We start from the raw sequence: 13,914 nt of genomic DNA, 5'->3' as shown, positions 1-13,914 counted from the left end.
CAATGCCCCCTGAACGTCGTTGACGTGATGTCAGGGGGCTTCGCGGTGCGGGTGGGGGATCAGCTGGCGGACCGGTACCGCCTCGACCAGCGGCTCGGCCAGGGCGGCATGGGCGAGGTGTGGCGGGCGCACGACACGGCACTGGACCGGGCCGTGGCGGTGAAGGTGCTGCTGGAGGCGGCCACGAACGACGAGCTGGTCGCCCGGTTCCGGCGCGAGGCCAGCATCGGGGCGCGGCTGCAGCACCCCGGCATCACGGTCGTGCACGACGTGGGGCAGGAGGAGGGCCGGCTCTTCATCGTCATGGAGCTGCTCGCGGGCGAGGACCTGCGCAGCGCCCTGTCCCGGGTGCCGGGCGGGCTGCCCGTGGCGGTCGCGCTGGAACTGGCGGCGCAGACCGCGGAGGCGCTGGCCGCCGCGCACGAACGCTCGGTGATCCACCGGGACCTGAAGCCGGCCAACCTCTTCCTGTTGCCCGGGGGCCGGCTGAAGATATGCGACTTCGGCATCGCGCACTCCTCGGACGCCACGGCCGGCTGGACGGTCACCGGCCGGATCTTCGGCAGCCCGCCGTACATGGCCCCCGAGCAGTGGCGGGGCGAGCGGGTGGACGCCCGGTGCGATCTGTACGCGCTGGGGTGCGTGCTGTACGCGCTGCTGAGCGGAGAGCCGCCCTTCGGGGAGGCCGAGGGCCCCTACGTCCTGATGCGCCGGCACATCGAGGACCCGCCGCTCCCGCTCCGCCGGGGCGGCACACCGGTCGCGCCGGAGCTGGAGCGGCTGGTGCTCCGGCTGCTGGCCAAGGAGGCGGCGGACCGGCCCCGGTCGGCCGAGGCGGTGGCCACGACCCTACGGGCCCTGCTGGCCGGGGCCGGGACCCCGACGGGCGGCGGTGGCGGAGCCACGGCCGGGGACGGTGGGGCCGGGGGGCCGGCCGGGGGTGGATCCGGTTCCGGATTTGTGTCCGGGTCCGTGTCCGAGTCTGTGTCCGAGTCCGGGTCCATGTCCGGGTCCATGTCCGGGTCCGGAGGCGGAGGCATTGCCGGGGCCGGCTTCGGCGGCCCTTCCGGCTTCGACGCCACGGGCACGGAGGGGGGCGTTGGCTCCGGTGTGCGGGAGTTCGTGAGGGAGTTGGTGCGGGAGGCCGAGGAGGCGCTGCGGGCGGTGCCGGCGGGCGGGGAGGTGCCCGTCGAGGTGCTGGCCGTGGCCGCCGATGCCGCGGCCCGCTTCGACGCGGAGCTCGCGGACCGGCTGCTGGCCGGCGCCGAGATCGCGGCGTGGGACGGCGGCGGGGGCGACGGGGCGCGGGTGGCCAGGCTGCTGACCGCCCTGGCCAGGAGCACTTCGGCGCACGCCCCGGCCCGGACCCGGCGGCTGCTCACCGACGCGCAGCAGGCGCTGTTCACGGTGTTCGGATCCAACCGTGAGGGCCCGCTGCGCGTGGTGGCGGAGGAGCTGGCCCGGGTCGCGCCCGGGCAGGCCGCGCAGATCGCCCGGGACCACTTCGCGGACGGACCGGCCGAGAAGCGGCTCTCCGCCCGCATCGGGACGGCCGTCGCGGCCGCCGATCCCGCCGAGGCCGAGCTGCAGTTGGCGCTGATACCGGACGCCGGGCTGCGCGGGGCCGCCACCTACGACATGGTGCTGGCCGTCGCCCCGCGCGACCTGGCGGCGGCCCTGCGGCTCAGCGAGCGGATCGGCTCCGCCGGGGCCCGGCTGCTGGCACTGTGCCAAGTGGCCCGCGACCGCGCCGAGGCCGGGGACGCGGCGGGCGGGGCCCGGGCGCTGGAGCAGGCCGAGGAGGAGCTGCCCCGGTTCCTGGAGGAGCGGGCGGCCTGGCTGCGCGAGGAGGCGGCGCACCACGCCGAACGCGGGCAGCTCGTGCAGGCGCAGCGGTTGCGCGACCAGGCCGCCGGGCTGCTGGTCCGCCGCCCCCGGGCGGACACCGACGAGAAGGCCGGCCACGCCCTGTCCTCGCTGGCCTCGGCCCGGGCCCGCGTGGAGCGGGCCGCCGGGCCGCCGCTGGACCCGGCGGTGGCGCTGGAGCGCGCGGGCCTGGCGCGGAACCTGCCGGACCCGGCGGAACGGGCCCGCGCGCTGGCCCGTATCGCGCGGGAGTGCGTGGCGACGGGCCGGACGCCCTGGCTGGCGACGGCCGCCGGCGCCGGCACCCCGCCGCCGGGCGGTACGACGTCCGCGGACCGCCCGGAAGCCGCGCGGCGGCAGGTCGCGGCGGCCCCGGGGGCGCGCGCGTGGCACACCGGCACCCGGCCGGACGCCGTGTACGCGGCGGGTGCGTGCGTGGTGTGGAGCTCGGGGTCCGAGGTGGGCTGCGTACGGACCGACGACGGCGGCACGCGCTGGACGGCGTACGCCGACGAGGGCACGGCCGCGCCGCCGCTGCCGGGGGCCGGCCGGCTGCGGGTGACCTGCGCGGCGGACGCCGCCACCGTCTACGTCGAGGTGCGGCGGGAGGGTGCGCCGGGGGTACGGCTGCTGGCGCGCGAGCCCCGGGACGGGCGCGTGCGGTGGTGGCGGGACCTGCCCGCGGAGCGGCCGCTGCGCAGCGCCGGACCGGTGCTCCTGCACGGGGCGCCGGGCGATCTGACCGCGCTGCGGGCTTCGACCGGCGAGACCCTGTGGCAGCGCGCCCTGCCCTCCCCCGGCACCCGGTCGCCCCACGCGGCGGGTGACTGCCTGGTCCTGGCGGACGACCGGCTGATCCAGGCCCTGCACCTGCCGACGGGCCGCCCGGTGTGGTCCTTCCCCCGGGCGCGCCCCACGGAGCGCACGATGCACGGTGACCAGCTGTCCGGGGGCGGCGTCCCGGTCCACCTCCTCCTGGACAGGTACGCGCTGACGGCGCTGGACCGGGCCACCGGCCGGGAGCTGTGGCGGTTCGTGCTGGGCACCCCGGCGGAGCGGCTGCTGGTCGAGCGGGGCACGGTGTACGCGGCCGCGCACCGCCCGGACCAGGGCACGGACCTGGTCTTCGCGCTCGACTCCGGGACCGGGGCGCTGCGCTGGCAGCGGGCGCTGACTCGGCGGGAGGGCTCGGTGTGCGCGCTCGAACTGCTGGGCCTGCGCCCGGGCGGCCTGTACGTGGAGGTCCGGCGGGGCGGGCGGCGCGGCCTGCTGAAGCGCGCCGCGGATCCCTTCGTCACCGTGCTGGACCCGGCGACGGGCAAACCCGTCCGCCACTGGGACCCGCCGGCCCCGGCGACCGGGGACAGCCTGCTGATCGGCGACCACCTGGTCCTCCCCCGCCCCGCACTCACGGCGTACGCCTTGCCGTAGCCGGGCGCGCCGCTCCCGGGGGCCGGCCCGGGTCTCCGGGTGCGGGGCCAAGGAACCACCCATACCCTCCCAAATGTGACTCCGCCGAGAAGCAGGACGAAGAGACGCACCACCGCCGGAATACCCGTCCGGACGGGCCTCGCCCTCGCCGCCGCGCTGCTCGCGCTCACCGGCTGGGTGACGGCCACCGCCCCGGCCGCCCGGGCCGACGACCCCGTCACCCTGTCCCAGCAGGGGCAGATCACCGACCGCGTGGGCGCCCTGGGCGACCGCGGGGCCGCCGTGACGGCCGCGCTGGACAAGCTGTACTCCGACCGGCGGATCCAGCTCTTCGTCACCTACGTACGCGACTTCTCCGGACGCTCCGCGCAGAGCTGGGCCGACGCCACCGCCCAGAAGAACGGCCTCGGGCAGAACGACGTCCTGCTGGCCGTCGCCACCGGGGCCCGGCAGTACGCCTATTCGGCCGATGCCGACTCCGGTTTCACCGCGGAGCAGCTCGCGGCGGTCGCGCAGACCGCCGTCGAGCCGGCCCTGAAGCAGAACGACTGGGCGGGCGCGGCGATCGGCGCGGCCAACGGCTACGACGCGGTCCTGGGCGGGCGGCCCGTGCCGGTGCCCGCCATCACCCCCGGCGAGGCCGATCCCGGTGGCGCCTCGGCGAGCGGCGGGAGCGGCGCCGGGGACTTCGTCCTGCCGGTGGTCGCGGTCGGCGCGGCCGGCGCCCTCGGGGCGTACGCGTACAGCCGCCGCAAGCGCAGGAACGCGAGCGGCGGCGGCGACCCGAAGACCACCGGCTGGTCCGGGCAGGACACCCCACCCGCACCGCCCGCCCTGCCGGACCTGGACGCGAAGGCCAGGGCCATGCTGGTGGGGACCGATGACGCGATCCGCACGAGCACCGAGGAACTCGGCTTCGCCACCGCCCAGTTCGGCGAGGAGGCGGTAGCGGCGTTCACAGCGGCCGTGGAATATGGCAAGGGCGAGCTGACGGCCGCGTTCCGGCTGCGCCAGCAGCTCGACGACGCGTACCCGGAGGACGACGCCACCCGGCGCCGGATGCTGGACGAGATCGTCGCCCGCTGCACGGAGGCGAGCCGGCGGCTCGACGCCGAGACGGCGGACTTCGACCGGCTGCGGGACCTGGAGAAGAACGCGCCGCAGGCACTCGCGACGGTGGAGGGCCACTTCCGCGAACTGACGGGCCGTACGACGACGGCGGAGGCGACCCTCACGGCGCTCGGCCGCCAGTACGCGGACTCCGCGTCCGCGCCGGTGGCCTCCAACCCCGAACAGGCGAAGGACCGGCTGCTGTTCGCGACCACCAGCCTGGGCGAGGCCCGCGCCGCGCTGGGCACCGGCGACAACGGCAGGGCCGCCGTGCACGTCCGGGCCGCCGAGGGCGCGGTGGACCAGGCGACGACCCTGGTGGACGCGGTGGAGCGGCGCGCGCAGGAGCTCGCGGAGGCCGCCGGGAAGCTCACGGGCGCGCTGAACGAGACGGACACGGACCTCGCCGACGCGCGCGGCCTGCTGACCGGCACCACCGAGGGCACCTCGACCGCCGATCTGCGCGGCCGGATCAGCCGGGCGGAGGCGGTACTGGCCGACGTACGGCAGGAGCAGAGCGCCGGCCGGTACGACCCGCTGGACGCCCTGCGCCGCGTGGAGGAGGCCGACGCGGCCCTCGACGAGGCGCTGGCCGGTGCCCGCGAGCGCGAGTCGGGCCGCCAGCGGGCGACGGCCCTGCTCGACCAGGCCCTGCTCACGGCCCGCAGCGCGATCGGCGCGGCCGCGGACTACATCACCACCAGCCGGGGCGCGGTGGGCAGCCAGGCCCGTACCCGGCTGGCGGAGGCGCAGCGCCACCTGGAACGGTCCGCCTCCCTGGCGGGCCCGGACCCGGCGGGCGCCCTCGCCGAGGCCCAGCAGGCGGACTCACTGGCGCGCCAGGCGCAGCAACTGGCCGAGCAGGACGTGCGGGGGTACCAGAACCCGTACGGCGGTGGCGGCCGGCAGCAGGGCAGCGGCATGAGCGGCGCGGTGCTCGGCGGGATCATCCTCGGCGAAATCCTGAACGGCGGCCGGGGCCGCGGCGGAGGCGGCTTCGGCGGGGGCTTCGGCGGGGGCGGCGGCTTCGGCGGCGGCGGGGGCGGCAGCGGCCCGGGCTCCTTCGGCGGCGGCGGCACCCGCGGCCGCATGGGCGGCGGCGGCCGTTTCTAGCCCGCTCCCCGCTCCCCCCTCCTCCCTCCCCTGGTTCTCATTCCCCCAAGGAGACAGCGCACATGAGCAAGCAGACCATCCTCGGCCGCGTCACCCAGCTCGCCAAAGCCAACATCAACTCCCTGCTGGACCAGGCCGAGGACCCGCAGAAGATGCTGGACCAGCTGATCCGCGACTACACGAACAACATCTCGGAGGCGGAGCAGGCCGTCGCCACCACCATCGGCAACCTGCGGATGCTGGAGGCCGACCACAAGGAGGACGTGGACGCGGCCGCCGAGTGGGGCGGCAAGGCCCTCGCCGCGAGCAAGAAGGGGGACGAGCTGCGGGCGGCGGGTTCGACGGCGGACGCCGACAAGTTCGACAACCTCGCCAAGGTCGCCCTCGGCCGCCAGATGCAGTCGGAGAAGGAGGCGACGACGGCCGAGCCGACGATCGCCGCCCAGACCGATGTGGTCGACAAGCTCAAGTCCGGGCTGGACTCGATGAAGAACAAGCTGACCGAGCTGACGGCCAAGCGCGACGAACTGGTGGCCCGCGCCAAGACCGCCCAGGCGCAGAACACGATGATGGACGCGGTCAAGAACATCGACGTCATGGACCCCACCAGCGACCTGACCCGCTTCGAGGACAAGGTCCGCCGCGAGGAGGCCTTGGCGCTGGGCAAGCAGGAACTCGCGGCGTCCTCACTGGATTCGCAGTTCGAGTCCCTGGACAACCTCGGCAAGACCTCGGAGATCGAGGCCCGCCTGGCCGCCCTGAAGGCCGGCAGGGCCGCCTGACGGCCGCCGGCGCCCCCCTGCTGCGGGCCGCCCCGCCGCGGGCGGCCCGCACCCGCTCCTCACCAGGGGCTGCGGACCCTGACGCCGAGGGCCCGGACCCCGTCCTGGCCCTGCGCGGGGAGCCTCAGCAGCAGGTCCTCGCCGACGACCCCGTCCCGCCGCCAGATTCCGTAGAGGCTCTCCAGCGCCGCCTCGGCGACCTCCGGCGCCGTGTCGGCCGCGGCGCCCACCAGGGATTCCACCACGGGCCTGGAGCGGCGGAGCTCACCGACCGCCCGCGCGATCCGGGCCCGCTGCTCCGCCGGGACGTCAGGGTCGGCGAGCGAGCGCAGGGCCTCCGCCGTGTCGCGGGCATCCTGGCAGGGCAGCACCAGGACCACGTAGACGAGCTGCGTGACCAGCAGGATCAGGTACAGGTGCGGCCCGATCAGGAGCAGCGGCAGCGCCGGAACCAGTGGAAGCACCACCATCCAGCCGCCCCGGATCCGCTGGGCGCCGCCCGTCGGCGGTTCGAAGCGGCGGCCGGCCAGCGGGAGGACCACGGCCATGGTCGCGACCGTCAGCAGGGGCACCGCCACCAGCACCACCCGCAGCCCGAGCGAGAACACACCGTCGGTGAGCCCCTCGGTGGCGGCCAGTACCGCCGCCAGGGCCCCCACACCGACCATGGCGGTCACGACGTACCGCCACAGGGCGGCAACGATCCACTGGCCCGTACTCACGTGCGCATCCCCGTATGCCGTTTTCCCGTATGCCGTTTTCCGAGTGCCGTTTTCCGTGTGCTCTACCCGTACATGCTCAGCAGCTGCTCCGCCGAGAGTTCCCCCACCGCCTCCGCCACCGCGCCCGGCAGCGGAAGTTCGAACCAGACCGTCTTGCCCCGGTGGGTGCGGCGGGTTCCCCAGCCCGCCGAGAGCAGGCCGACCAGCTGGAGACCGCGGCCGCCCTCGTCCGTGTCGCGCGCGCGACGGCGGCGGGGCTGGACCAGGTTGGCGTCCCAGACCTCACAGACGAGGGTCCGGTCCAGCAGGAGGCGCAGCCGGATCTCCCCCTCTCCGTAGCGCAGGGCATTGGTGACGAGCTCGCTGACCAGCAGTTCCGTGGTGTCCAGCAGCCCTTCCAGACCCCACGCGGGCAGCTTCGCGCGGGCCAGCTCGCGCGCCCGGCCCACCGAGCGGGCCTCGCGCGGCAGCTGCCAGTCGCCGACCGCGTCCATCGGGAGGCCCTGGACCCGGGCCATCAGCAGGGCGATGTCGTCCTCGCCGTGCCGGGTGTCCAGGGTGTTCAGGACGTGGTCGCAGACCTCCTCCAAGGGACGCGCGGGGTCCGCCAACGCGTCCCGCAGGCCCCGCAGGCCCTCCTCCAGCGGGTGGTCCCGGGATTCGACCAGGCCGTCGGTGTACAGCGCGAGCAGCGCGCCCTCCGGGAGTTCGACCTCGACCTCCTCGAAGGGTTCCCCGCCCACGCCCAGCGGCATTCCGGTCGGGATCTCCAGCAGCAGTCCGGGCCTCGGCACGCCGCCCTCCTCCACCGGTTCCACCAGCACGGGGGGCATGTGGCCCGCGTTGGCTATGGTGCAGCGCCGCGTGACCGGGTCGTACACGGCGTAGACGCACGTCGCGAGGTAGACCTCGGAGCGGTCGGCGTCCCGCGAGTGCAGCGCGGCGCGTGACGCCTGCTGGGATCCGCCGGGCGCCCCGAGGCCCCGGGCGATCTCGTCGAGTGCGGTCAGCACCTCGGCCGGTTCCAGGTCCAGCAGCGCGAGCGTTCGTACCGCGGTGCGCAGTTCGCCCATCGCGACGGCCGCCCGCAGTCCCCGGCCCATGACGTCGCCGACGACCAGCGCCGTGCGGTGGCCGGGCAGCTCGATGACGTCGAACCAGTCGCCGCCGACCTCGGTGGCCGCGTTCCCGGGCAGGTAGCGGCAGGCGATGTCGAGTCCGGCGGCCTCCGGGTCGCCGGGAGGCAGCAGGCTGCGCTGCAGCATCAGCGCGCGCTCGTGCTCGCGCCGGTAGAGCCGCGCGTTGTCGATGCACACGGCCGCCCGCGCGGCGAGCTCCACCGCGACCGCCCGGTCGCGTTCCCCGAAGGGCTCGCTGCCCTTCGTACGGGAGAACTGCGCGAGCCCGACCACCGTGTCGTGCGCGACCAGCGGGACGACGAGCGTGGACTGGACGAGGTCACCGGACTCCGGTCCGCCGCCCTCCACCAGCCGCGGCCGCGCCGTGCGCAGCGCGAACGCGCCCGGCGATCCGGCCGGATACCGGTGGACCTCCCCTACGGAGACCAGCGCGCCGGGTCCTGACAGCGGCGCGTCCGACACGGCCGAGGCGAAGGCGACCCGCCGCAGCGGAGCCGAGGGCGCACGTCCCGGACCCTGGCCGGGCAGGCTGGGCACACCGGGGCCCTGTGGGCGGGCGGGCCGGTCGTCGTCTCCGAGGAGCAGCCCCTGGTAGAGGTCGACGGCGGCCAGGTCGCAGAAGCCCGGGACGGTGACGTCGAGGAGCTCGCGGGCGGTGGTCTCCAGGTCCAGGGAGTTCCCGATGCGGTGTCCGGCCTCGTTGAGCAGGGCCAGGTTGCGCCGGACCCCGGCCGCCTCGCGGGCGGCGAGGTGGCGGCGGGTCACGTCGATGCCGATTCCGGCGACGCCGACGGGACGGCCCGTGCCGCCGTGGACCCGGTAGAGGTTGATGGACCAGTGGCGGTTCTCCCGGCTGCCGGGGGCGGCGCCGGTGATCTGGAGGTCGTTGACCGAGTCGCCGGTCTCCAGGACCCGGCGCAGCGCCTCGGCCATCCGGTCGGCCTCGCGCGGAGGCAGGTAGTCGTGGACGGTGCGGCCGCGGTGTTCCTCGGCGGCGCCGCCGAAGACGGTCGCGAAGCGGCGGTTGGCGCGCTGCACGGTGAGGTCGGTACCGAAGAGCAGGAACCCGAAGGGTGATTGACCGAATATCGCCTGCGAGGCCGCCAGATCGGATTCGATCCGGCGCAGCGCCCGTACGTCGACCACGACGCAGAGCGCGGCCCGCTCGGCGGATTCGGTCTGAGTGGGCATCACATAGATCTCAGCCACCCCGTGCGCACCGTCGCCGCCGGGCATCCGGAAGGGGATCAGGCCGGTCCATTCCTTGCCGTCGAGAATCTCGGCCACCCGGCGGTGCCCGCCGGCCCGGAGCTCCGGGGGCATGAAGGCGTCGACCGGGTCGCGGCCGACGGCCTGCACCGCGGTCAGCCCGAAGATTTCTTCGGCGCGCAGACTCCACTGGTCGATCAGCCCGTCGGGCCCGATCGAGAAGGAAGCGACCTTTATGTAGTCATATATCGAGCCAGGCGGGCTGCTGTGCCACAGGGAGTCGCGCCAGGTCTCCCCGGACGCCTCCCCGGACACACGGGCCTGATGTGCCTGTACAGGTATCTCGCTCACGCGACCGTCCCCTCCAGCTCACCGCAACCGGACCGGCCATGACCGAAGTATTCAGCACCACGGCGCTCTACGACACGACCTTCGCGATCACAAAAAGATCCCGTTGTTTTCCGGCCAAGCCGTGTGCTGGTCGGCTGCCCCTCACCTTGTTACTCACCAGGAAGAGCCAATTCGAACCACACGGTCTTGCCCGACTTCCCGTGCCGGGTCCCCCAGCGCTGTGCCGAGACGGCCACCAGATGGAGCCCGCGGCCTCCCTCGTCGTCGGGCTCGGCGGCGCGCGCACGGGGCGGATCCGGAAGCGGATCCGAAACCTCCACGAGAAGTGCCGGACCCGGGGGAGCGTCCGCGACGGCTGGATTGCGCCGTACGAGACGGACCCCGATGGGGCCGGAGGCATAGCGCAGGGAGTTGGTGACCAGTTCGCTGACCAGCAGGACGGTGACGTCGCCGACGGAGTCGAGGCCCCACTCGCGAAGGGCACCGCGCACCGCGTGGCGGGCGGTGCGGACGGCACCGGGTTCGGCAGGGAAGGCCCACTCGGCGCATTCACCGTCTGTGTCGATCACGCCGATCACTTCCCGGGCCGGCTGGCGACCCCAGTCCGGTTCGACAGGGAGAACAGAACCTCGTGGACAAGTACGAGATAGGGATTAATAGCGACATACCCGATATTCGGGGCGTCGTACCACTCGGTCACCCACGGACCGGCGCACTGTGGCGCAGACGGCCTACAGCGCGCGCGTCACGCGCCCCTCCGTGCGGGGTCGCGGCGCAGCCGGCGCCCCGCCTCGGCGACGGCCGGGCGGTCCTGGTCGAGCCAGTCCACCGAGTCCAGCTCCCCGGGCCCGAGCCAGCGCAGCTCGTCGTGGTCCTCCAGCGGGAGCGGGTCGCCGGACAGCAGCCGGGCCGTCCACACGTGCAGGACGAGTCCGGGTTTCAGCGGCCACTCCCCCGGGATCCGCTCCAGCGCCTCGGTCTCGACGCCGAGCTCCTCGCGCAGTTCCCGGACCAACGCCTCGGGTACCGATTCGCCCGGCTCGGCCTTCCCGCCCGGGAGCTCCCAGCGGCCGGCGAGCTCCGGGGGCGCGCTCCGGCGGGCCGCCAGCAGGCGCCCCTCATGACAAAGGGCTCCGCCCACGACCACTCGCACAGTCATGGGCGGAGCCTATGGCAGTGGCGACGGGAGTGCCGTGCCGCTCAGTTCTTGGTGACGGTCGGGCTGGTGGTGACGCCCTGACCGAGCCGCTCGATCCAGTACAGCTGCTTGTGCCCTCTGCTCTCGAGGCTGTCGGCGACTTTCTGGGCCTCGGCCCGGGTGGAGTACCGGCCCACCCGGTAGCGGTTGCCGTTGTCGTCCTCACGTATGACCAGCCACGGGAGCAGGGCACCGCTGTCGTTCATCGCGTTTCACCCTCCGCCGACGTACCCGCCCGGGAAACCGCATTGCGCATATGCCCGAGCCTACGCCCGACCTTCACTCAGCGGATACGGTTTTTCACGAAGAGGTACCTCACAGGCGTACGCATCCGGCCATGCGTACGAGTGGGCCGTGCGCGCCGGTTCAGATCCCGCGCACGGTGGGCAGCGGCAGAATCACGGCCCCGCCCGGGGGCGCCTTGCGGCAGACGTCCCCGCAGGTCGCGTCGAGGGAACAGCAGAGCGAGCAGATCGGGCCGGACTGGACCGGGCAGTCGGCGATGTCGGGGAGCTCGTACGCGCTCTCGCAGACGGAGCAGAGATGCGTCGCGGTGACGTCCGCGACCTCCACGTCCGGGCCGTTGACCGTGTTCGGCCTGGCCAAGTAGTACTTCCCCTTCGTCGCCCACGCGATCAACGGGCAGAGGACGAGCGCGAGTCCGGCCGCTATGAACGTGGAGAAGGCCTCGGCATACGTCCCGAAAAGACCGAAGAAGGCGAGGATCGAGACGGTGGAGGCGATCACCATCGAGCCGAAACCCGCCGGATTGACGGAGTAGAGGTAGGCGCGCTTGAACTCGATGTACGGCGGGCTGAGACCGAGCCGCTTGTTGATCACGAGGTCGGCGGCGACGGCGACGATCCAGGCGATGCCGACGTTGGAGTAGAAGCCCAGCAGTTTGCCGAGCATCGCGAACATGTTCAGCTCCATCAGCGTCAGCGCGACGGCGAGGTTGAGGAAGATGTACCAGACCCGGCCGGGGTGGCGGTGGGTGACGCGGGAGAAGAAGTTCGACCAGGACAGCGAGCCGCTGTAGGCGTTCGTGACGTTGATCTTGATCTGCGACACCACGACGAACAGGGCGGCGACGGGCAGCGCGAGACCGCCGAGCCACGGGCGCAGCGCCTCCAGCTGCGGGGCGATCGGCTCCAGCGCGTGGGTCCTGCCCACCGCCTCCAGGGCGACGAAGGCGAGGAAGGCGCCGCCGAGCTGCTTGGCGGCGCCGATGATCACCCAGCCGGGGCCGGCGGCGAGCACGGCGAGGTTCCAGCGGCGGCTGTTGGCCGGGGTCTTGGCGGGCATGAACCGCAGGTAGTCGGCCTGTTCGCCGATCTGCGCGATGAGCGAGAGCGCGATGCCGGTGCCGAATCCGAAGCCGATCCAGGAGAAGCCGGAGCCGGCTCCCTCGGTCCCGCCGAAGTGCGCGAAGGCGCCCCAGGCGTCGGGCGCCTCGAAGGCGAGCACGAGGAAGGGCAGGACCAGCCCGATGAGCCAGATCGGCTGGGTCCAGGCCTGCACCTTGGCGAGCGCGCCCATGCCCTTGAAGACGATCGGGATGACCACGAGCGTGGTGAGGAGGTACCCGAGCTCCACCGGCAGCCCGACGGCCTGGTGCATGGCCTGGGCCATGATCGAGCCTTCGAGGGCGAAGAAGATGAAGGTGAAGGAGGCGTAGATGAGGGAGGTGAGGGTGGAGCCGAAGTACCCGAAGCCCGCGCCCCGGGTGACCAGGTCCATGTCCAGGCCGTACTTGGCGCACGCGCGGGCGATGGGTATGCCGGTCAGGAAGATCACGACGGCGGCCGCCAGGATCGCGGCGGCTCCGCTGGTGAAGCCGTAGGCGAAGACGATGGAGGCGCCGATGGCGAAGTCGGCGAGGTAGGCGATGCCGCCGAGCGCCGTGCCGGCGACCGTGCCGGGGCCCCAGCGGCGGAAGGAGTGGGGCGCGTACCTGAGCGAGTAGTCCTCGCGGCTCTCGTCGGCGGCGAGTTTGGCGTAGCTCCTGCGGGGTGGCGCGGGGGCCGGGGCGGGGGTGACGGTATCGGTCATACCGCCGGACGGTAGGACCGCCGTGTGACGACCCGTCACGCTGCGGCATTGCCCGCGGGTTACACCCCCGGGCCACACGTCACGGCGGGGTTACACCCCCCGCGACCCCCTGTCCGCGTTCCGGTACGGCGCCGTTCCCGGGGGCCGGCCCCCGGGCCCCCGCGGGTCACGGCGCCGGCAGGGTCACCTCACCGGCAGGTGGTACGCCAGGCGGTACCGGTCGGCCGGGACGACCACGTCCGCGGTTTCCACGGCCCGTCCGGACGCGAAGTACGTGCGCCCGATCACCAGCACCACATGCCCCGGCACCCCGCCGAGCAGAGTGCTCTCCTCCGCCAGGCCCGGCCGCGCCCCGACCTCCTCCACCACGTTGTCCACGACCACGTCGATCGCGGCCATCCGGTCGACCACGCCCGCGCCGCCGAGCGGCCCCTCCTCCGGCAGCATCACCGGTGTCCGCCCGGTCACCGTCAGCGGCTCCCACGAGGTCGACAGCATCATCGCCTCGCCCGCGTCCCGGTAGACGTAGCGCGTCCGCATCACCCGCTCGCCGGGCTCGATGCCGAGCCGTTTCGCGACCTCCGCCGGGGCGATGACCTGTTCGCTGCTCGAGTCCCAGGTGCCGCGCGCGCCCGCCTCCGCCTGCTCCTGGCGGAACGGGGTGGAGGTCCCGCCCGTGCGGTAGCCGGAGCGGGCCACGCGCCGCGGGACGGGCTGTTCTCGTACGTAGGTGCCGGATCCCGACCGGCCCTCGACCAGGCCCTCCGCCATGAGGACCTTGCGCGCTTCCAGGGCCACCGTGTCGGAGACCCCGTACTCCTCACGGATCCGGGCCTGTGAAGGGAGCCGGGCGTGCGGAGGCAGGGACCCATCGACGATCTTCCGTCGCAGATCCCCGGCGACGCGCAGATAGGCCGGCTGCTCGCCGAAAGTCACTGGCC

10 protein-coding genes are annotated in these 13,914 nt (G+C 73.9%); 3 read left to right on the top strand and 7 right to left on the bottom strand.

Features of this window, described 5'->3' with window-relative positions:
* The first annotated feature begins 27 nt into the window (after positions 1–27).
* From OG389_RS24570 to OG389_RS24560, 3 genes are all read left to right on the top strand, one after another.
* Positions 28–3,297 (top strand): serine/threonine-protein kinase, encoded by a 3,270-nt coding sequence (locus OG389_RS24570; protein WP_328304057.1) that lies wholly within the window; start codon positions 28–30, stop codon positions 3,295–3,297.
* A 156-nt stretch (positions 3,298–3,453) separates the two neighbouring features.
* Positions 3,454–5,520 carry a TPM domain-containing protein gene (locus tag OG389_RS24565; RefSeq protein WP_443059452.1) on the top strand — a complete coding sequence of 689 codons (2,067 nt, stop codon included), beginning with the start codon at positions 3,454–3,456 and terminating at the stop codon, positions 5,518–5,520.
* A gap of 62 nt (positions 5,521–5,582) precedes the next feature.
* Complete coding sequence (locus OG389_RS24560; RefSeq protein WP_328300611.1) at positions 5,583–6,302, top strand: PspA/IM30 family protein; 720 nt, start codon at positions 5,583–5,585, stop codon at positions 6,300–6,302.
* A 59-nt stretch (positions 6,303–6,361) separates the two neighbouring features.
* Here the strand turns inward: OG389_RS24560 and OG389_RS24555 are convergent, their stop codons facing one another.
* The 7 genes from OG389_RS24555 to OG389_RS24525 all read right to left on the bottom strand — a co-directional run bounded on the left by OG389_RS24555 (position 6,362) and on the right by OG389_RS24525 (position 13,909).
* The gene (locus OG389_RS24555; protein ID WP_328300610.1) at positions 6,362–7,024 is read right to left on the bottom strand and encodes a hypothetical protein; all 663 of its coding nucleotides are present in this window, start codon (positions 7,022–7,024) and stop codon (positions 6,362–6,364) included.
* A 62-nt stretch (positions 7,025–7,086) separates the two neighbouring features.
* Positions 7,087–9,687, bottom strand: coding sequence for a SpoIIE family protein phosphatase (locus OG389_RS24550; protein ID WP_328304053.1), 2,601 nt, complete (start codon positions 9,685–9,687; stop codon positions 7,087–7,089).
* Positions 9,688–9,872: 185 nt separating this feature from the next.
* Positions 9,873–10,301 carry an ATP-binding protein gene (locus tag OG389_RS24545; RefSeq protein WP_328300609.1) on the bottom strand — a complete coding sequence of 143 codons (429 nt, stop codon included), beginning with the start codon at positions 10,299–10,301 and terminating at the stop codon, positions 9,873–9,875.
* A gap of 167 nt (positions 10,302–10,468) precedes the next feature.
* Entirely contained in the window at positions 10,469–10,882 is a 414-nt protein-coding gene (locus OG389_RS24540; RefSeq protein ID WP_328300608.1) for a (deoxy)nucleoside triphosphate pyrophosphohydrolase, read from the bottom strand.
* Positions 10,883–10,923: 41 nt separating this feature from the next.
* Entirely contained in the window at positions 10,924–11,127 is a 204-nt protein-coding gene (locus OG389_RS24535; RefSeq protein ID WP_328300607.1) for an SPOR domain-containing protein, read from the bottom strand.
* Between the two features lie 160 nt (positions 11,128–11,287).
* Positions 11,288–12,973 (bottom strand): purine-cytosine permease family protein, encoded by a 1,686-nt coding sequence (locus OG389_RS24530; RefSeq protein WP_328300606.1) that lies wholly within the window; start codon positions 12,971–12,973, stop codon positions 11,288–11,290.
* A gap of 183 nt (positions 12,974–13,156) precedes the next feature.
* Positions 13,157–13,909 (bottom strand): GntR family transcriptional regulator, encoded by a 753-nt coding sequence (locus tag OG389_RS24525; RefSeq protein ID WP_328300605.1) that lies wholly within the window; start codon positions 13,907–13,909, stop codon positions 13,157–13,159.
* Positions 13,910–13,914: the final 5 nt, after the last annotated feature.

It is taken from the genome of Streptomyces sp. NBC_00435, assembly GCF_036014235.1.
Classification (GTDB): Bacteria; Actinomycetota; Actinomycetes; order Streptomycetales; family Streptomycetaceae; genus Streptomyces.
Note: the sequence above shows the minus strand (reverse complement) of the source record. Positions and strands in the feature narration are given on the sequence as shown.

Bases quoted from the DNA above. Each gene is read 5' to 3' on its own strand.
- OG389_RS24570 (WP_328304057.1), top strand. From the start codon at position 28: ATGTCAGGGGGCTTCGCGGTGCGGGTGGGGGATCAGCTGGCGGACCGG.
- OG389_RS24535 (WP_328300607.1), bottom strand. From the start codon at position 11,127: ATGAACGACAGCGGTGCCCTGCTCCCGTGGCTGGTCATACGTGAGGAC.
- OG389_RS24540 (WP_328300608.1), bottom strand. From the start codon at position 10,882: ATGACTGTGCGAGTGGTCGTGGGCGGAGCCCTTTGTCATGAGGGGCGC.
- OG389_RS24530 (WP_328300606.1), bottom strand. From the start codon at position 12,973: ATGACCGATACCGTCACCCCCGCCCCGGCCCCCGCGCCACCCCGCAGG.
- OG389_RS24560 (WP_328300611.1), top strand. From the start codon at position 5,583: ATGAGCAAGCAGACCATCCTCGGCCGCGTCACCCAGCTCGCCAAAGCC.